This window comes from Verrucomicrobia bacterium S94 (genome assembly GCA_004299845.1).
Classification (GTDB): domain Bacteria; phylum Verrucomicrobiota; class Kiritimatiellia; order Kiritimatiellales; family Pontiellaceae; genus Pontiella.
This window is the reverse complement of the sequence record CP036201.1, coordinates 2,017,884-2,038,077: the sequence shown is the minus strand read 5'-3', so window position 1 is coordinate 2,038,077 and position 20,194 is coordinate 2,017,884. Positions and strand designations below refer to the sequence as shown.

General features: G+C 53.2%; 14 protein-coding genes. 13 read left to right on the top strand and 1 reads right to left on the bottom strand.

What is annotated here, in order from left to right:
* Positions 1–133: 133 nt before the first annotated feature.
* The 12 genes from EGM51_08590 to EGM51_08535 all read left to right on the top strand — a co-directional run bounded on the left by EGM51_08590 (position 134) and on the right by EGM51_08535 (position 18,911).
* Positions 134–8,224, top strand: coding sequence for a hypothetical protein (locus EGM51_08590; protein ID QBG47445.1), 8,091 nt, complete (start codon positions 134–136; stop codon positions 8,222–8,224).
* A 27-nt stretch (positions 8,225–8,251) separates the two neighbouring features.
* The gene (locus EGM51_08585; protein ID QBG47444.1) at positions 8,252–9,082 is read left to right on the top strand and encodes a hypothetical protein; all 831 of its coding nucleotides are present in this window, start codon (positions 8,252–8,254) and stop codon (positions 9,080–9,082) included.
* A 21-nt stretch (positions 9,083–9,103) separates the two neighbouring features.
* Entirely contained in the window at positions 9,104–9,634 is a 531-nt protein-coding gene (locus tag EGM51_08580) for a toxin-antitoxin system YwqK family antitoxin (protein ID QBG47443.1), read from the top strand.
* Between the two features lie 146 nt (positions 9,635–9,780).
* A complete protein-coding gene (locus tag EGM51_08575) occupies positions 9,781–10,284 on the top strand; it encodes a hypothetical protein (GenBank protein ID QBG47442.1) in 504 nt (167 codons plus the stop codon).
* Between the two features lie 81 nt (positions 10,285–10,365).
* A complete protein-coding gene (locus EGM51_08570) occupies positions 10,366–10,650 on the top strand; it encodes a hypothetical protein (protein ID QBG47441.1) in 285 nt (94 codons plus the stop codon).
* Positions 10,651–10,738: 88 nt separating this feature from the next.
* Positions 10,739–12,166, top strand: a complete 1,428-nt coding sequence (locus EGM51_08565) for a phospholipase (protein QBG47440.1) — start codon at positions 10,739–10,741, stop codon at positions 12,164–12,166.
* Between the two features lie 73 nt (positions 12,167–12,239).
* Complete coding sequence (locus EGM51_08560; protein ID QBG47439.1) at positions 12,240–13,301, top strand: AI-2E family transporter; 1,062 nt, start codon at positions 12,240–12,242, stop codon at positions 13,299–13,301.
* A 19-nt stretch (positions 13,302–13,320) separates the two neighbouring features.
* Positions 13,321–14,175, top strand: a complete 855-nt coding sequence (gene nadC, locus EGM51_08555; GenBank protein QBG49279.1) for a carboxylating nicotinate-nucleotide diphosphorylase — start codon at positions 13,321–13,323, stop codon at positions 14,173–14,175.
* The gene (locus tag EGM51_08550; GenBank protein QBG47438.1) at positions 14,172–14,912 is read left to right on the top strand and encodes a type III pantothenate kinase; all 741 of its coding nucleotides are present in this window, start codon (positions 14,172–14,174) and stop codon (positions 14,910–14,912) included. Before nadC ends, EGM51_08550 begins: the two co-directional genes overlap by 4 nt.
* A 198-nt stretch (positions 14,913–15,110) precedes the next feature.
* Positions 15,111–15,959, top strand: coding sequence for a hypothetical protein (locus EGM51_08545; protein QBG47437.1), 849 nt, complete (start codon positions 15,111–15,113; stop codon positions 15,957–15,959).
* Between the two features lie 85 nt (positions 15,960–16,044).
* A complete protein-coding gene (locus EGM51_08540; protein ID QBG47436.1) occupies positions 16,045–17,082 on the top strand; it encodes a 23S rRNA (adenine(2503)-C(2))-methyltransferase RlmN in 1,038 nt (345 codons plus the stop codon).
* Positions 17,079–18,911: an amino acid permease gene (locus tag EGM51_08535; GenBank protein QBG47435.1), complete on the top strand. Its 1,833-nt coding sequence runs from the start codon at positions 17,079–17,081 to the stop codon at positions 18,909–18,911. Before EGM51_08540 ends, EGM51_08535 begins: the two co-directional genes overlap by 4 nt.
* Before the next feature lie 25 nt (positions 18,912–18,936).
* Here EGM51_08535 and EGM51_08530 read toward each other — a convergent pair whose 3' ends face one another.
* Positions 18,937–19,179 carry a hypothetical protein gene (locus EGM51_08530; protein QBG47434.1) on the bottom strand — a complete coding sequence of 81 codons (243 nt, stop codon included), beginning with the start codon at positions 19,177–19,179 and terminating at the stop codon, positions 18,937–18,939.
* 80 nt (positions 19,180–19,259) lie between these two features.
* Between EGM51_08530 and EGM51_08525 the strand changes: the two genes are divergently transcribed.
* Positions 19,260–20,159 (top strand): hypothetical protein, encoded by a 900-nt coding sequence (locus tag EGM51_08525; GenBank protein ID QBG47433.1) that lies wholly within the window; start codon positions 19,260–19,262, stop codon positions 20,157–20,159.
* Positions 20,160–20,194 lie beyond the last annotated feature (35 nt).

The following is a 20,194-nucleotide window of genomic DNA, read 5'->3' as shown; positions in this document are numbered from 1 at the left end:
CCTTGCTCAGCCTCGGGGGGGTGTTAATGATACCGTCCCGGCAGATTCAACGGAAAGCGCGGCATTTGTTCTTAAACGGGCCCGGATCGGCGCACCGTTTCTGAACCGGCCGATCACCTATCTTTTCGGCTCGGTGGTTACAGCACCCGAAACCGATGAAAACAATGTGCTGTTGCCCGATACCGCCGAAGGATTGCTCTATTGGGACGCGGAACCCTATACCGAAAACAGTCATAAAAATGAGGGCTATTACTGGAGCCCTCACTCCGGGGAAGTTTATGCGGTTCAGCCGGGACCGGTAAGCATTACATGGAGAAAACGCGTTCCTTTTGCTCAGGGTTCCGAGCCGGTCTATGTAAATGAGCTGGGCGCAAGAAGTTTTGTGACGAACGGGGCTAATGTATACCTGCTCTATACGCAGCAATATCTGGTGTCCGGAAGTCCGGTTAAAAAACCGAAAAATATGTACTGGACTGAAAAATCATTTTTGGCCAGGGGCAAACCCGTTCAGATACCGGGGGCTTCCGTGGGTGCAGTGAATATTGTCTATAATGATGTGACTTTTCCTGAAAATGTTACTGAAGAATATGAGGCCATTGGAGATACTTCACCGGCCACCAATGCCCTGCCGGAACTGCGTACGCTCTGGTATAACCAGCAGCAGGGTTACCTGTATGCCTACAATGTGGAAGGTCGCGTCTTTGTTGAACTGCTCGGGGATCTGCGTGATGACAATGTGTCCCGGGAGCAGCTCGGATTCGAAATTGTGGATGTCTATCGCCAGGCTCAGCCGGTAGATGAATTAACCGAACTCGGCGAGCGCATTCATCCGCCGTTCCCGGATACGGTCGATGCGGTGAGTCCGGAACCGCTGAATCAGCTGAATGCATTGAATTTTGCTTACCGTCATGTCATAGAAGGCAGTGCGCAGGTTGAATACTATGCCGCCCGGAAAACTCTGAACCAGTCTGACCTGCAGATCTTCTGGATGGAGGAAGGGGTGGCTTCGATCCGCTGGCCGAAACGGCTTGCCCGGTATGAACTGGACTGGCCGACGGATATCGGCAGCTACAGCCATTATGTCCGTCCGGATGTGCCGACAGATGAAGAGGCCCTGGCAACGGCCGTTCAGTTGAATCCGGATAATGTCCCGTTCATTCAGTATCAGGATCCTTTTGATCGGCCGCGGGCTAAAATTTCGCCGACATCGGCCTTCTATACCATGCTGGATTCAACGGTTCCGGCACACCGTACTCTGCTGCGTTTTTCTTCCGGAGACAATATCGCCTTTGAACGTGTGTATTCCTGGCTCGACGATAATCTCAAGGGCACCAACTTTGCGGATACCATTGTGGAGGATCTGCAGGCCTGGCAGAATTATACCAACTATCCGGCGGTCTATGCGGAGTATCTGGATGAATATGCCGAGTACCTTGTTGATTTCGGAAGGTATACCAATTATCTGAATGATGTAACCCGGGGGGTTAACGGAAATTGGAACCTGTTTGTCAGTGATGATGTTTCCGGCAGCGACGGCGGGTCTATTTCAAACTGGAGTATGGAAGTTGTATCCTATCTGGAAAATGAAGATGCGTATTTAACGAATACCTTCAGTCAGACCAGTCCGATATTAATACCGGCGCCGGAAGAAACGGCATCCCCTTATCCCTCGGTGGTAACGGTATCCGGGCTGACCGGCGCTGTCGTACAGATTAAGGTTCATCTTGGGGACATCAGTCATGCATGGCTGAATGATTGGGATATTTTCCTTACATCTCCATCGGGGCGGGGGTGCATTCTGCTGTCCGACGCAGGTGGCGGCGGAGTCGTAATCAGCGGGTTGAATTTGTCGTTTGAAGATCAGGCCATATCCGTGCCTGAATCAACTCCAGCCAGCGGGATTTATCGTCCTACAGATTATCAGACCGGCGAAAGTCTCCCGCCCGGAATACCCGGGCCTAAAGTCACCGGTTTGGATGAACTGCTTGATCCGATATATGAAATGCCGGCTGTTCCGGAAGCCCCGGCGAATGCATCGAGTCCATGGGTGAATACCCCGGTTTCTCCAAGAATCCTGTTTGAAACGGTGGATGTCGGGCAACGGATCGAAGCACCTGTCGGGGATGATGTCCAGGCAGGACATCTGAATCCGGAGATCGGCACATCCTATCATCCGGAGGCCTACATTGACCCGTTTACCGCCGGCTTTGATGCCGCAGCACTGGGTGCGATTATTCCGGTGAATGCGATACCGGGCAAAAATGAGCTGGAAGTCTGGTGGTTTCGGCAGAACGCCGGTCATTCCGGTTACAATGCCGGGGACGGGGCGAAGGGCTTTTCCCCGATTTACTGGCCGTCAGCGATCGGCCGCTACACAATACAATGGCCTGAAAATACACCGGAAATCATTCTTGCGAGTAATGAGGGGGGCGGGGATCTTTTCCCGCTGGCGGCTGAAGGCAGTATTTATATCCAGAATGCCCCGGATCTGCCCGGATACAATCCGAATGAAGAGCATGCCATCATGTCCGGCGGAACGCCGTTTGCGACCCGTGATGATCTGAATATCACCAGCGGATCGGATTATTCCTCGGAACCGTATGTGCTGCTTGATTATGTGGAAAGTGATTTGAGACCGGCGATGATGGTCTTTAAAGTGCTGCGGGAAAAACCCGCCGATGGGTTTGTCTTTGATTACATTGTTCCGGCCGGTCAATTGCTGCAGGCTCCGATGCCGCTTCCTCTGTTGCCTAAACCGGTGGAAGGAACTGGTGAAACGGCAGTTAACTACAATACGGAACCGGCTTCGGCCGGTGACCTCCCCGGTAACTGGGCGACGGCGGGCAACGCCAATACCTATGCTCATTACATCGGATTCACCTATAAAGATCGTAAAGATGATTTCTGGGTTTACCGCGGTCCGCATGCCGGACGGCCTGAATTAGAGGCGGGATCTTACAATGCCGCAACCGGAACATTTGATTCATTGCCGAATGCCGTGGCTGTGATGAATGAACCGTTCCGGTATGTTGTTCACGCTTCAAGGCAGGATCAGTACCTGGACCTGTCGGTGGAGAATCTTCCAGGCTGGATGAGCATCGAAGGGCTGGCTTTGGTGGGTACACCTTCAACCAATGAGGCAGGATACAGCGATACGCTCTCGCTGCTGATTGAAGATCGATATGAAGGTGACATGGTGACGAATCAGTTTTCGCTTTCTGTTTCATCCAATCTGAACATGAAGACTCAGGGCGCGCTGGTGCTCAACTCTACAAACAAGTATACGAGTTCGGTAACGACTTTTTCCAACCGGCCTCCGTTCCTGGCGGCTTCTCCCACGCCGACCAACAGTTTTACCATGCGTTACTATTATAAAACCATGGAGGGCTTTGCCTGGCCGGGAATGGAGGATCCTCCGGAAACCGGCAGCATTGTGCCGTATCTTCGGCCTTACAATGAAGAAGAGATGGATGGGGAATATGTCGGTGACGGTGCTTCTGCGGACACTGCCGCGCTGGATATCGTCTATCGTCCGGTCTGGCCGGTGGTGGATCCGAAAGACAGCTCCAAGCCGCTGCCGTTGCTGCCGTATGGGTCAACGCTGGCCAAACCGGCGTATAATCTTCCCGGAGTCAGGGATTGGAGAACCGCGAAAATACTGTATCAGCAGTCGATTGCCTCCGACCTGGAGTCAGAGCAGTACAGTGCCATTCTGTACGATCCGACCGTATTCAAACTCTCCGATATTTCCGGGCAGGGGCTGGATAGCATTCCGGGCGGGGTGAAAACAGAATACTATCTGGGTAAAATCTACTTTCCGAACCTGCCGCCTCATCTCGGCCCGCGCCTGTTTTTCGATCCTGACCGGGGAGCCGACGGAAGTCTTGTGCTGAAGGGGGAATACAGGGAGGAAACACTGGGACGGGATTATCTGCAGCTGAACCTGCTGCGGGGCGGCGATCTTGAAGCAGCGCTGGCACTCTGTCCGGATGATGATCCGGATAAATCGGCGTGGGATGCGGTCGTTACAGGGCTCAATACAGTTGTGGAAACCTTCCATGAAGATTCGGCTCAGCCCGGTTCCTATATTCCGAACGAGTCGCTCACCTACTCTGTGGGGTACCGTGATATCGTTGAAATTGCGGATGACAATATTCCGCACGATTCCTATGCGGTCAGTGCCATCGGTCCGGGAAGCGGTTATGTGACGATGGTGGAGTCCGGAGGTGATGCTTTCACTGAGCCGGGAGATCCGGTCGCCCTGCACGTATTCAAAGTGGGGGGAGATGAACTGGATCCCGGCGAACTGAAAGTGATCGCTGCTGAAAATCCGCTCAGTGAACTGCTGTCTTTCCAGCACACGGCTGATCTGGGGGGGCGTTCCGGCGAATTTGAATATGAATGGAAAATCGGGGCTCCGGTTGACGGTTTCCCGCCTGAGGATCCTTCCGGCTATCTTGATCTCGTGACCGGCGATGATATCACCCGCTACACGTTGGGCGGTGCCGGGATTCAGGCACTGGGCGATAACTATGTCATTATGCGTTATCGGGCCAGGCAGCCCGGTCATCCGCTTTATAATCAATGGTCGGAATGGACGGATCCGGCGCTGGCTGAGGGCTGGATCAAACGCGTTTTGGCGGGAATCAATCCATTCAATCAGCGCGTGACGGATCTCTTTAACAACCGGGTGAATACGGATGTCAGTATCCTCACACAGGCTGGCCCGCGCTGGGAGGGCGACATTGCCCTCAACCTTGAAACGATCAACGATTACGGCCTGATTGAAATCTACGAAACAGTGTTGCGCCGGGGCCGTTCACTGAGTATTGAATCCGGTTATAATTATGGCCCGGCCAATGATGCGCTGCTGCTGGCGGCGGGATATTTGAGTGATCTGTATATGATGCTGGGTAACGAGGCCTGGGCGGATGCGGCAAATCCAACGATCGGAATCGGAACCGCGGACAGCACGTACGGTGATATTGCTACCGCACTTTTTTCTTTCAAGGGGCAGCTGGCTTCCCTGTTGGACGAAGAACTTGCACTGCTGCGCGGACGTGATGATGTTTTTCAACCGGGGGTTGAGGTGTCGCCTGTGTATAACCGGTTGATCTGGAACTACACCCGGGGTATTGACGCAGGAGAAGCCATCTATGCGCTGAATTACAATATTCAGGAAAATCCGAATGATGATCCGGACGGGGTGATTGATGCTGAGGATGCGGCACATATGTATCCGCAGGGTCACGGCGATGCTTATGGTCATTATTTAACGGCGTTAAAGGGCTATTATTCACTGCTGATGAATTCGAAGTTTGACTGGGTGCCGCGGATTGAGGCGGTCAGCATTCTTGGGAAGCCGGTATCTGTTGATTATCAGGATGAACGCAAATTTGCTGCGGCCGCCGCGGCGGTGGCCCGTTCCGGCCAGCAGGTGTTTGATCTGACGTGGCGTCAGGATTATGCACCGGTCGATACGGTGGGCTGGTCGCACTTCTCTGATATCCGGGAAAATGGACAACGGACCTATACGGCCCCGGGCGCTGAGACGAATGCCGTGACGCGTCATTGGGGGATGGATCAGTGGGCCAGCCGGATTGGGCAGGGCTGTTATCTGAACTGGGTGGTGGGCAATGCCATTGTGCCCTATGAAGATCCGGATCTATCCCACGAGGGGATTCAGAAGGTTGATCGTACGACGGTGGCGGAACTGAGTGAGCTTCCGGTAATCGCGGATGACCTTCAGGTTTCCATGGATAATGCGGAATCCGGTGTTTCTCCACTCGGCATCCCGGAGGACTCCGTCGTTTTTGATATTGACCCGAATGTGGTCGGTGCTAAAGGGGAAACCCATTTTGAGCAGGTCTATTCCCGGGCGACAGCCGCGCTGAAAAATGCCCTGGCGGCCTTTGACGACGCCAAGGATGTAACCCGCCTGATGCGTTCGGAACAGGATTCGCTGGTAAATCTTCAGAACCGTATTTCGGAGCAGGAGCTGGCTTATCGTAATACGCTGATTGAGGTCTACGGCACGCCGTATACCGACGATACGGGGCCGGGAAAAACCTGGAATCAGGAATATGACGGACCGGATCTGGTGCACTATATGTATGTGGAAAATCCGGAACAGAATTTTGAAAGCCTCTGGAATTATCCCGGAAATATTAATGAAACGCATACATTCAGTCTGGGTGTTCAGGATCTTCCGTCAGATTTTCAGGATAATTACGGATACGATGCGCTGAATATATTTGATGGTAAAGATCCGACAACGGAGGTCATTGAGTATCATATCGGTCCGAATGGGTATCTGGAAAAACCGTCTGACTGGACCGGGCAGCGGGCATCACCGGGTAGAATTCAGCAGCTTATCTCGCAAGAGATTGCCGCGCGCAACAAGCTCTATGAAGCACTTTACGGGCAGGATGGTACTAAGGCGGTCCTGAAACGTCAGCTCACTGTCCTGGAAGGTGAAATAGGCAAGAAGAAGGAGATCCGGGGATATAACGAGTCCCTCCTGATTGCGGATGAGGTGCTGGAAAAAGCTCAAATCGCCAATGCTATCTTCCAGTCGTTGCAGGACAATCTCGAATTTGCGACAGAGGAAGCGGAAGAGACGTCGCTCGAACTGGTACCGGACAGCTTTATCGCCGGACTAGCTGCCGGCGGCGATGTCGGCTTCGCGGCTTCGGGTGCGATTAAAACGATCAGCGCTTCGATTAAGATCGGCTTCCGGGTAGCGGCGGTCATTCGTGAATCGGTGATCCAGTCTCTGGAAGGGGCAACGTCATCGGCGCGCCGCTGGACGGAGTTTAATGCGATTCAGCCGCTGGAACGCGATATCGAGATGCGCGACGCCGTGGCAAGCATCACGGACATTCTGATCGATATGCAGGACCAGCTATGGGGCATCAACAAGGCCGCACGTGAGTATGAGGATGCGCAGCAGGCCACGCGTGCCGAGATCGCATCGGGGAACCGGATTCTGGAAGAGCGTGAAATCTTCCGCAAGCGTTCGGCCGCCCTGGTGCAGGGGTATCGGACACGGGATGCCGCGTTCCGGATCTTCCGCAACGAAAAGCTTGAACGCTATAAAACGCTGTTCGATCTCACTTCGCGATACAGCCTGCTGGCTGCTAATGCCTACGACTACGAAACCGGTCTGCTCGGCAGTGATGATGGGCGTGATTTTATCTCGCGGATCATTCAGTCGCGGGCGCTCGGTGTGGTGGGCCCTGACGGAACCCCTCAGTTTGCCGGAAGTAACACCGGTGATCCGGGGCTCTCCAGTGTATTGGCTGAAATGAAAGCTGATTGGGATGTTGTGAAAACGCGCCTCGGCTTTAATAATCCGGACAGCTACGGTACGACGATTTCATTACGACGGGAGCTGTTCCGTCTTAAAGAGGATGGTGAAGGTGATGCGCGCTGGAAAGAAATCCTGCATAAGGCCCGCAAACGTGATCTGCTGGAGGACGGGGATATCCGCCGGCACTGCATGCAGATTGCCGATGATGACGGTTTGCCGGTACCGGGTATCGTTCTGGAGTTCAGCACAACGATACAAGATGGATACAACCTGTTCGGAAAACCGCTGGCCGCCGGGGATCATGCATTCAGCAGCAGCTCCTTTGCCACCAAAATCTACGCAGCCGGTCTCGCGCTCGAAGGTTATGTGGGCATGGACGATCCTGATGCGAATACCGGATTCGGGGAATCTCCGGATGATCCGGATATATCGTTCCTGAACCCGGACGGATTGTCGGCAACGCCGTACGTTTATCTCATTCCGGTGGGGGCTGACACTATGCGAAGCCCGCCGCTGGGCGATGCAGATGAAATCCGCTCGTGGATCGTTAATGATGTAGCGCTGCCGATGCCGTTTAATATCGGAATCTCCGACTTTTCGGTTACGCCGATGTATCAGTCCGGAGATACGCTTTCTGAAACAATGTTTGCGGTCCGGAAACACCAGGCCTTCCGGCCGGTGTCCGATGCGTCGCTGTTCAGTCCGGATATTTATGTCGGCAGCGGGGGGCTGGCCCGGTCGCAATATACCAGCAACCGTTTGATTGCCCGTTCGGTTTGGAATACCCGCTGGAAAATTGTGATTCCCGGAAAAACCCTGCTCAATGATGAGGAAGAGGGGTTGAATCGCTTAATCCGGGCACTTGAAGATATTAAGATTCACTTCGTAACGTATTCGTATTCCGGAAACTAAGCGTACGTGCTCTTGAGGTTGGTAATTATGAAAACAGCAAAAAACAGTATCCTGCGAACGGCATGGGTTGGTCTGTTGCTCAGTGCCGGGGCGGCCATGGCATATCCTCCGGCTCCGCCGCATACCCTCTACGGTATGATTCGGGGCGAAGACGGCGAGCCGGTGAATGATTCTTCCCGTATTGTCTTTGAAACGTCGGAAGGAAAGACTTTCAGCGGGGGGGTATCGGAGAGCCTTGAACCGGGAATCAACTATGAACTGATTGTTCCAATGGATGTGGATCCATCGGATCCCTATCATGAGAATGCTCTTGCGCCCCAGGTGCCTTTCCGGATTTACGTGGTGATCGGTTCCGCCACCAATGTCCCGCTTCAAATGCAAGGTGACTTCCTGCTGCTGGGAGAAGAGGGACAGAAAACGCGGCTGGATCTCACGCTCGGAGTTGATTCGGATGGAGACGGTCTGCCGGATGCGTGGGAACAGTTTCTGATCGATATTCTCGATGGCGGTTTAACGTTGAATGATATTGATCCGGACGGGGATAGTGACAGTGACGGGATGACCAACTTTGAGGAGTATATTGCCGGAACGTATGCATTTGATCAGTCCGATCTGTTTGAGCTCCATTTGAAGGAACGCACGGAGGATGCAACCGTTTTTCAGTTTCTGGCGATTGGAGGAAGAACATACACTATCGAGGAGTCTGAGGATCTTCAGGAGTGGAACAGTACGGTATTTTCTGTGCCGTCGATTCGTACGAACCTGGTGATTGCCTATCCGGCAGCCGTCGTGGAAACCGTTGAGATCAAGGTGAACTCAACCAATCCTGCGGTTTTTTACCGGGGCGTTGTGCAATAGTGGATTTCTGCGGAAAACGATATGAGCGCATCTGAATTTTCCTCTCCTGCGGGCAGAGTTCTTTTCTTCTCCGGAATCGGGACGGTCTTTGTCTGTTTCGTCCTGTTCTGGACACTGATGCGCCCTCATTCGGCCGGTCCGGAAAAACCGGTCGAGGAACGTTGTTATGCGAACGGTGAATTGAGAAGCCGCACGGAAATCGTGGACGGCGTTCCGGACGGCCTGTCTCAGGGCTGGTTCACCAACGGGCAGTTACAGGTGGCCGAATATTACACCCATGGAGTTTCACATGGACTGCGAACTCAGTGGTACATTACCGGTGAAAAAAAGTCTGAAGCAGAAATCGTCCGCGGTCAGATTCATGGACGGTTTCGGCGCTGGTATAAGAACGGTCAGTTGGCTGAAGATGCGGGATTCAGCAATGGCATTCCTCATGGAATTTCCTATGCCTGGTATGAGGATGGTGCGAAAAAAGCGGAGGTGCTTATGGAAAACGGCGTTGTTGTTAAACAGCAGTTCTGGGATGAGTACGGTGGTACGGTGCTGAAATAGGGGTCGATCAGGAGTGCGGCAGTGTCAGATCCCTGAAAAGGGATGGAATCATTCGTTACACCTGAATCATTAGCGATACCGTGATTTGTTCACCTTACGGGTGAAATTTGAGCGGCCTTTTAAAATAAGTCTGCCAAACTCTTTGTATGACCGGGTGTTATACGAAGAAAGACCGTCGCATTAATATTGAGTTTCGCTCCGCGACCAAGGCAACCGCCCACGGCGGGCAGATGGCCATCAACTACAACGGCGACCTTGCCCAGTCGTGGCAGACGCTCTGGGCCGAACCGTTTATGTGCGATGCCGTGCTGGGTTCGCCCGCCGACCACAAGTTCGCACCGGAAAGCTGCGCCCACGGCAGAGACGTCAGCGTCTGGATGCCCGGGATGCTCGAACGCTGCGCGCCGCTGGGTGAAGGCTTCTCTTCACACCTGTCTGCCGACAGTGTATCAAGTGCCGGACATTACCTTGAATGTATCGCCAAAGACTTCGAGTACTACAGCGTCAGCTACAACAAATGGGTTGGGCCGCTCGAGCAGAAAGCTGCCGAGCTGCCGGAAGCGGTCTGGAGCGAAGCCGAAACCGTCCGCTGGCGTGACGGAAAGGTGCATGCCGTCCAGTACGCCAGCCCGGCGGCTGCGAAACCCTGAAAACCTTTGCCGTGCTTCGTCACCGCCGTGACGGCGACCTGTTCTGGCGCTACGGCTTCGTCATCTACGACGGAAAGCGCTTTGGCGCAGATTCGAAGCCAGTCTTCAAAAAAACGATTAAAAAGTGATTACGACCGCCGCTTCTCTGAGCTGCTCACCGACCTCGGACTGCACCAACCGCCCTGTCGGAACCTCGCGGCCAACAACGTCTACTACCTGCTCGGCGTCCTGGCCTACGACCTGTTGCAGTCCATCAAACTGCTCTACCTGCCCGAAGGGCACCAGCCCAAACGCGTCCGCAGCCCGATCTCCACTCAAAACCCCGCCGCAAGAGCGACCTTAACCACCGAAAACCGAAGTCGCTAACGATTCAGGCGTTACATGCACGAATCTCTTTTTTTATTTTCAACCGTTGGAAGTGCGTCTAAATTGCCGGTTTGTTCTGGAGTGGTCGATGCGAAAACTGATTCTGATACTGGCTGCAGCTGTTTTTATCTCATTCCTGACCGGCTGTGTTTCGAGCTATGAAAAACGCGGGTTGGCTTATTATGCCGAAACCCGTGCTTCAGAAGTTGAGTTTCTGGTGGATCAGACCTGGGTGGACACGAATGAGGTTCGTCATGTGGACCAGGAAATTTTTGATACGATCTATGAAATGATCGATGAGGCTGAGCGGTTTGTTCTGATGGATCTGTTTCTGATGAATGAGTTCGGTTTCGAAGCGGGGCCGTGTATGCGGGCGCTGGGACCGGAACTGACGGAAAAACTGCAGGCGAAGCGGAGAAACAGTCCGGATGTTGAAATCATCTTTATTACTGATCCGGTGAATACGGTGTACGGGTCGATTGAATCACCGCAGTTTCAGGCATTGGAAAAAGCCGGTGTGCAGGTGGTGGTGACGGATCTGAATAAACTACGTGACAGTAATCCGGTTTATTCGAAGCCCTGGAGATTGTTGGGACAGCCGTGGGGAACGGGGCCGGGGAATGTACTGCCGAATCCGATGGGTGAGGGGCGGATCTCGCTGCGCAGTATGTTCAGGATGCTGAATTTCAAGGCCAACCATCGGAAGGTGGTGGTTACGGATAAAGCATTGCTGATGACGAGTGCCAATCCGCACAGCGCCAGCTCGGCGCATCGTAATGTGGCTCTGAAAGTGAATGCGGGCATGGCCGAAGCGTGCGAGATGGAATCGGCGGTTCTGGAGTTGTCCGGTGCAGAACGTTTTGAGCCGGAGTTTGAAGAGACTGCATCTTCACTGTCCGGGATCAAAGGGGATGCTGAAGTTTCTCATGCATGCCGGATCGAACTGCTGTCGGAAAGGCGGATTCGCGACAAGGTGCTTGAATTGCTGGAACATGCGAATCCGGGTGCGAGGGTGGATCTTTGCATGTTCTACATGTCGGAGAAAAAAATAATCAAGGCGTTTGGAAAAGCCCGAAAACGCGGAGTGGATGTACGTATCATTCTTGATCCGGCCAAAGATTCGTTCGGGCGGACAAAGAACGGAGTGCCGAACCGGCAGAGCGGAGCGAAACTGGTGAAATACGGTATTCCGCTGCGGTGGGCGGATACACATGGTGAACAGTGTCATGTGAAAATGCTTTATGTGGAAAATCCGGACGGATCGGCCACGCTGCTGCTGGGTTCGTGTAATTATACGCGGCGGAATATGAATAATTTCAACTGCGAGGCCAATCTGGCCTTTACCGCGCCTCTGGATAATCTGAATATGGCGAAAGCGCGCGATACCTTTGACCGGTGGTGGAACAATGAGCCGAACCGGATTCATACCTGCGATTATGAAAAATACCGCGATGGCAACTGGTGGCGGAAGTTCAGTGCGTGGTGGGGGGAAAGCTCCGGAATGTCAATTTTCTGATGCATGGATCAATTCCCCTTCCAATGTCCGTAAATGTGGTTTATCTATAGGCCACTTCTAAAGGGGTTTTTGAATGAAGCGTTCGAGTTTAATGGCGGGCCTGCTCAGTGTGCTGGTTCTGTTTGCCGTGGCAACGGCATTCAAAGCGGCACAAACGGTGGTGCTTCCGCTGATGATTGCCTGGCTGCTGTCCTATATCTGCGGACCGGTGGTTAACTGGCTGGTGCACAAGCGGGTGCCACTGGGTTTGTCGGTTTTCGCGGTGCTGGTCCTGGTGCTTTTTGTCTGCTATCTCGGTGGCGTTTTTCTGGGCGGGCGTGTGCGCGATGTGCTGGCGGAATCGCCGAAATATCTGCAGCAGCTTAATGTGATTTATCAGGATCTGGTTTCCGGTCTGGATCTGCCGGAGGATTATCTGGCTGATATCAACTGGACGCAGCAGGTGTATCCAAAGATTGCATCGGCATCAGTGACGCTTGCCGGATTTATGACCAACTTTCTGGGCAAGCTGATGCTGGTGCTGATCTTTCTGGTGTTTATGCTGCTGGGTAAACCGTATTTCAAATATAAGGTTGCCGCCGCATTCCCTGAGGAACGGGCTACGGTTTTCACTGAAATGACTACGTCGATCTCCAAGCAGATCGGGCAGTATCTTGTGGTGAAGGTAGCGATCAGTGGAACCACGGGGGTGATGGTCTGGGTGGTGCTTTCGCTGCTGAAGGTGGAGTTTGCTCTGACCTGGGGGGCGCTGGCGTTTTTTCTTAATTTCATACCGAGCATCGGTTCTATTATTGCTTCCATTCCTCCTGTGCTGCTGGCTGTTGTTCAGTATTATCCATCGGTGTGGACGCCTGTGTTTACGGCGGTGGCGCTGCTGATGATTCAGATGACAATGGGGAATGTGGTGGAGCCGAAAATTATGGGCGACAGTCTGAATCTGAGCCCGGTCGTGATTCTGCTTTCGCTGATTTTTTTCGGCTGGATGTGGGGTATCACCGGGGCACTGCTTTCGGTGCCGATTGCGGCGGCGATTAAAATTGTGTGTGAAAATATCGACGCGCTCAAACCAATCAGTATCCTGATGGGCTCAGGCAAAAGTCTGTGGAAAGAAACCCACGAAACCCAGGGGAAATAGAACAGTGGAATTACCGAATATTTTTGAGAAACGGGAAGTTAATCAGTTGATTGATCTGGCTCTGGCAGAAGACCTCGGTCCGATCGGTACCGACGTCACGTCCGATTCGACGGTGCCGCCTGAAGAACAGGCGGTTGCACATATGGTTGCACGTGAGGCCTGTTGTCTGGCCGGCATACATGTAGCGGTGGAAGTTTTTCGAAGGGTTAATCCGGAGCTTCAGTGCGACGTTTTGGTTGAAGACGGGCGTGCTGTTGAGGCGATGACTACGGTGCTTGTGATTAAAGGTTCTGCGCAGAGTATTCTGACTGCGGAACGTACTGCTTTGAATTTCATCCAGCGGATGAGCGGCGTTGCGACGATTACAGCAGAATATGTCAGAGCGGCCGGTAATCCGGATGTCATGCTGCTGGATACCCGGAAAACCACGCCGGGGCACCGTGCGTTTGAAAAATATGCGGTGCTCTGCGGCGGAGGGACGAATCATCGTATCGGATTGTATGATGCGGTGCTGATTAAAGATAATCATCTTGCATCGTGGGAAAAAAAGTATGGAACCGGTGTCGGTGAATGTGTCGCAGCTGCACGGAAAAAATATCCGGATCTGAAAATCGAGGTTGAGGTGGATACGGTGGAACAGCTGAAAGAGGCGTTGACTACCCGTCCGGACTGGGTGCTGCTGGATAATATGCCGCCGCCGGTATTGCGCGAATGTGTAGCGTTGTGCAAAGGCATCTGTAAAACGGAGGCTTCCGGCGGTATCAATCTCGATACGATTTATGATATTGCCCAGACCGGCGTGGATGCTATTTCGGTGGGAGCTCTTACGCACTCCGCTCCGTCCATCGATCTTGCGCTCGATTTTGTGGAATGACCTCACTGGTTATAGATATCGGGAACACCAGTACTTCGGCGGGGTATTATCGGAACGGAAAAGTGACTTCTGTTGGGCGTTGCGCATCTCGGTTCCGGCATCTGGAAGAAGTTGTGCCGATTGTCACGAAGAAGCCGGTTGATGCAGTGGTAATTGCCTCGGTGGTACCGCCGGTGAATGCCCGGTGGAAGAAGGCGCTGAAGAAGCTGGGGCTGCCGAAGCCGCTGTTTGTTTCCTGTGCACTGGAACTGGGCGTTCCGGTTGATTATCCTAAGCCGGACAAAATCGGTGCCGACCGTCTGGCCAATGCCGCAGCTGCGGCAAAGCTGATGGGTACGCCATCGGTGGTGTGCGATTTCGGGACGGCACTGACGTTTGATATTCTTGATCCGGTGAAGGGCTATAAAGGCGGCATTATCTGTCCCGGCCTGCCGCTGATGTTTGATTATCTGGCCGAGAAAACCGCACTGCTTCCGCATGTGGAGCCGGTGAAAACCAAAGCGGTTGTCGGTCGGAATACCAAACAGGCGATGCAGATCGGTGCGCGTCTGGGCTATCGCGGCATGGTTCGTGAAATTCTCCGGGCACTGGAGAATGATTTCGGTGTTACGGATCTTCCGGTCTGCTGTACCGGCGGTTATGCCGGGTGGATATTCAAGGACTGGGATATTGCGGCGGTCATTGATCCCAAACTCACACTGCGGGGGGTCGGAATTATCGGTGAGCTGAATTTATGATGCGGCGGTTGAAGGCCGGACGTTGTATTCGTACGGTTTCCGGCTGCCCGGACATAGAATACCGGTTTATTGTGTTATTATCATTGAACGGTCGCTGGCGGTGAGGTTCCAATGATTGGAAAAGATAAGCTCCGGGCTTTTCTTTTATTCTACCACCAGTAAAATTTGCCAGCTTTTGAACCCATAGAGGAAGTTTATATGACAACAACGCACAGTTTGATTAATCAGCTGATTCAGCTTCAGGAGCTGATCGTTGCGAACATGCAGAAAAAGGTGTCGCAACCGAATGCCCGTCTGGATGAACTGAACAAATCCATTCAGGCACTGAGTGCCGACGTGCCTCAGCAGATCAAGGCGCATTTCAATCGGCTTCTGCAGAAGCATCCGGAGGCGATTGTGCCGGTTGCCGGTGAGTTGTGCACAGGATGCGGTATGTCGCTGACTAAGAGTCTGGTGCAGAGCGTGGTGAAGTCGGAAGCGCTGAACCGCTGTCCGAACTGTGCCCGCTTTCTGTATTATCCGGACCAGCTCGTGGAACGCGAGCGCGTCAGCCGGTCGTACGGAGAGGTGCAGAAGAAAGGGATTGCCCGTTTCACTGCACCTGAGTTGATGATTTTTCCACTGAAAGGGAACTCCGGCGAAGAGGTACTTGCGGAAATGTGTCAGCGGATGCAGCAGGAAGGTTTTGTGAACAATAGTGAGCATCTGCTTGATCTTGCGCTGCAGCGTGAAGCCATTATCAGCACAGCGGTGGATAACGGGCTTGCTTTTCCGCATGTACGCGGTGTTGAGGGGGGTGGTCTTTCGATGGCAGTCGGGATCAGTAAAAAAGGGGTGAAGTTCGGCGGTCCCGGCCGCACGCTGTCGCGCATTTTCTTTTTTATGGTGATTCCTACGGCAACGAGTGCATTTTATCTGAAACTCATTTCGGGGCTTTCGAAAACGTTTCGGGATAAAGATACGCGTGAAATGCTGCTGAACTGTGCCGACGAAGCGGAGTTGTGGAAGGCGCTGAACAAAACGACGCGTAAAACTTTCAAACAGTAGACTGAACTGAAAGCGGGCTGCCGGGGTGCACTGTTGAGCGTGGTTTGCTCTTCGTGATCGTTGTGCTCTCTGCTGCGCAGGTTTTATGATCACGATTTACGATATCGATGCGATTGAGAAAATCCGGAGCCGGAATGCGGTGCAGCCGCATCGGATGAAGCTGTTCCGCAATGCGCTGTTCAAGAATTCCGCGAATTGGCATGAAGCGCTGGCGGTGCTGCCGCAAGAGGCGCGGGAGGATTTTGAGGGCAGTATCACGTTCCGGTGTCTGGAGCTGGCGGAACGTCATGATTCGGACGTGGACGGTGCGAGTAAACTGATTTTTAAGACGCATGACGGTCATCTGATCGAGAGTGTGGTGCTGCGGCCGAAGACCGGGCGGACATCCATCTGTATTTCTTCGCAGGTCGGTTGTGCGTGTTATTGTTCATTCTGCGCTACCGGAAAAATGGGGTTTACGCGGAATCTGACGATGGCCGAAATTCTGGATCAGGTCACTCAGGCCAACCGGATGGTGAAGCCGGAAGGGCGGGCTATCCGGAATGTGGTCTTTATGGGGATGGGTGAGCCGCTGTTGAACACCAGGCAGGTTTTTCGTGCGCTGGATTTTATGATGGATCCGAAAATGTTTGATCTGGCCGGTTCACGCATCACGGTATCGACAGTGGGTATTCCAGAGGCGATGGAGCTGTTTACGCAGACTTATCCGAATGTTCATCTGGCGCTGAGTCTGCATTCCGCGGTTCAGGAGGTGCGGCAGCGTATGATGCCGCAGGCCCGGGTGTATCCGCTTGAGCGGATCCGTGAAACGCTGGTGGCGGCTTCAGCTCATGGCCGGGTGATGATTGAATATCTGATGCTTGCGGGGGTGAATGACCGGGAGCAGGATTTTCAGGCGCTGGAGCAATATCTCACCGGCATTCCGGTACACATCAACCTCATTCCCTATAACGAATTTTCCGGAAGCAGCCTGCGTGGTACGCCGCAGCCGGAGCGCGAACAGTTTGCGAACCGCTTGAAAGCGGCGGGATTTGACGTTACACTCCGTTACTCTATGGGTTCCGATATTGCCGCAGCGTGCGGTCAGTTGGTTCAGCATAAACGAAAAGGTGCGACTGAATGAAAAAAGGCCTGGGTTTTATTGATGTCTTCTGTATTGCCTCAGGAGCTATGATCAGTTCGGGGATTTTTGTACTCCCTGGTCTGGCTTTTTCTCAGGTCGGACCGGCAATGATTCTGTCGTATCTGCTTGCCGGACTGCTTGCACTTATCGGGGTGCTGAGTGTGATTGAACTGGCCACGGCTATGCCGAAAGCCGGCGGGGATTATTATTTTCTGACTCGGAGTCTGGGGCCGTTGATCGGTACGGTCTCGGGCCTGTTGAGCTGGTTTGCGCTTTCGTTGAAAACCGCGTTTGCGATTTTCGGTCTGGCGGAAGTGATTTATCTGCTGAGTGGTGAACGGATTCCGCTGTTTGCCACGGCGGTTCCGGTGACCGTGCTGTTTGCTTTGCTGAATATAAGGGGAGCCGAAGCGGCGGCGAAATTCGAGGTGGCGCTGGTGATGCTGCTGTTCCTGCTGATGGGAGGGTATATGGTGGCTGGCATGCCGAATCTGGAGGCTTCTCATTTTACGCCTTTCATCAACGAGGGAATGGGCTTTTCGGGAATTCTTTCGACGGCAGGCTTTGTGTTTGTTTCGTTTGGTGGTCTGCTGAAAACCGCCACGATTGCAGAGGAAGTACGTAATCCGCGCAAAAATATACCGTCGGGGTTTATTGCTGCCACTCTGGCGATTACGCTGCTGTATGCATTGCTGCTGTTTGTGACCATCGGGGTGCTGCCGGCGGAAGAGCTCGCCGGTTCCTATACGCCGATTGCTGATACCGCACGGATGCTGGTGGGACCGATCGGTTATGGTGCAATTACACTGGCGGCGGTTCTTGCGTTTGTGACGACGGCCAATGCAGGTATTATGTCGGCTTCGCGCTATCCGCTGGCATTGGGGCGTGATAATCTGCTGCCTCCGTTTTTCGCCAAGGTCAACCGGCGCGGCGAACCGATGGTGGCCATCATTCTGACGTCGGCGATTATTCTGCTCTCGCTGCTGCTGGATATTGAAAAACTGGTGAAAGCAGCATCGGCAGTGGTGATCAGTGCCTATGTGCTGTCTGCGGCTGCGGTGCTGGTTATGCGCCAGAGCAAACTGACCAATTACCGCCCGACCTTTCGCGTACCGTGGTGCCCGTGGCTTCCTCTTTTCGGAATAATCAGCTTTTCTCTGCTGATCATCGATATGGGGATGGCGGCGATTGAGGTGAGTCTGGGGATTGTGGTGTTCGGCCTGCTGATCTATTTTTTCTACGGGCGAAAACGCACGGATATGGAGTATGCGCTGCTGCATATTGTCGAAAGTCTCACGAATAAAGAACTCACGGCGGATTCGCTGGAGAAGGAGCTTTATGAGGTGCTGGAGAAGCGGGATGAAGTGGTGCACGATGAATTCGATGAAATTCTGAAGAATGCCGAGGCGCTTGATCTCGGTCCGGGTGCAGATCAGAATGAACTGCTCCGGGTGGTGTCGGAGGCTCTTGAGCGGGTGCTGGATCATTCTGCAGAAGAAATCAGGCGTCGGTTCGTTGAGCGGGAACAGCAGGGCAGTTGTGTGCTGACGCCGTTTGTGGCCATTCCGCATATTATCGTAGATGGCGAGGGCCTTTTTAATATTACGCTGATTCGCAGCCGCGAAGGGATTCCTTTTGAAGGAGATCATTCGGTGAAGGCGTTTTTTGTGATTGCCGGCAGCAGAGATCGGCGCAGCATGCATCTCAAGGCGCTGGCGGCCATTGCCCATATTGTACAGCACCCGGAGTTTGAGACCCGCTGGACTCGTGCCAAGAACGAAGCTCAGCTCAAGGATATTCTCCTGCTGAGCGAACGTATCCGGATGTGATGAATTTTTACGTGGGCGGCGGGGATTAAGTGTCTTTTAAAGCATTGTAAATCTCCTGCCACTCTTCTTCTGAAGACGATCGGCATTCTGGGCGTCCGGCGCGGCGGTACCAATAGGCTGCGTTTCCGAGGTCGCCCTCAACCCGATGCAGATAGGCATGAATCCATGCCGCGTCGGGGGTGCTGATTTTCTGTACAATACGGTGGGCGCCGTCCCAGTCGCCATCCCGTTCCGTTTCCAGTGCCCGGATGTAAGCTGCTGTGTTCATGCGGCAACTTTAATCGGGTTGGGATATGAATTTCAGCAATTATATGGTTTTCTTTACACTATCCTATGATTGGAAAAAGTATGAAACTTCGACTGATTCTATTATTTGCGGGCCTGCTCCTTGCCGTGTCCGGCCAGACGAATAAGCCGCCTGAGTTTTCGTTTCCCCGCTGGGGGCCGTCGCTGAAAGGCGGGTCGGTGTATAATTTTCCTGCCGATCTCGATGGCGGGGGCTCTTTTGCTGTGAGTCGGTATTTTGTGGAGGCCGGTATGGCCCGGATGTGGGATTTTGACCGGATGGTTGCGGTGTCGGCCGGTTATGGGCAGGATGATTATCATTTTGACGGATTGGGTGTACGGCCCTGGGACAATATTGACAACTATCGCCTCGGTCTGTTTGTGCGCTGGGCACTGGACGATAAATGGGCGTTTTTTGCCGGACCTTCCGTGCGTTCGTACAGTGAAGCAGGGACGAATCTGGATGATGCTCTTGCCGGGACTTTTTTCGGTGGGGTGTCCTATGCTTTCGGTGATCGGCTGACACTGGGGCCTGCTTTTCTGGCCGCCGGACAGATTGAGGAATCAACTCGGTATTTTCCGGTGCTGCTGGTTAACTGGAATATCACGGAAAAGCTCAGTCTGGAGACGGGGGGCGGTTTTGCGGCAACAGCCGGACCGGGGCTTACGCTGGTTTATGATCATTCCAGACATTGGAAATTTGCAGTTACCGGCCGGTATGAGGAAAAGCGTTTCCGGCTGAACGGCGATGGAATGGCTCCTGACGGTGTGGGGGAAGATCGGAATATTCCAATAGTTGGAAATATTGGTTACTTTTTTTATCCGGGAGGATATGTGAGTGTGATTTTCGGGTATAATTTTGATGGAAAATTAAAGGTGTATGATGAGTATGGGAAAAATATCTATATTCGCGGGTATAATTCTTCGTTGTTATTGGGGGTTGCGGCTTCATTTAGGTTTTAGAGTTGTTTGAGTGAGGTTTGTTTTGGGGTTTGTTT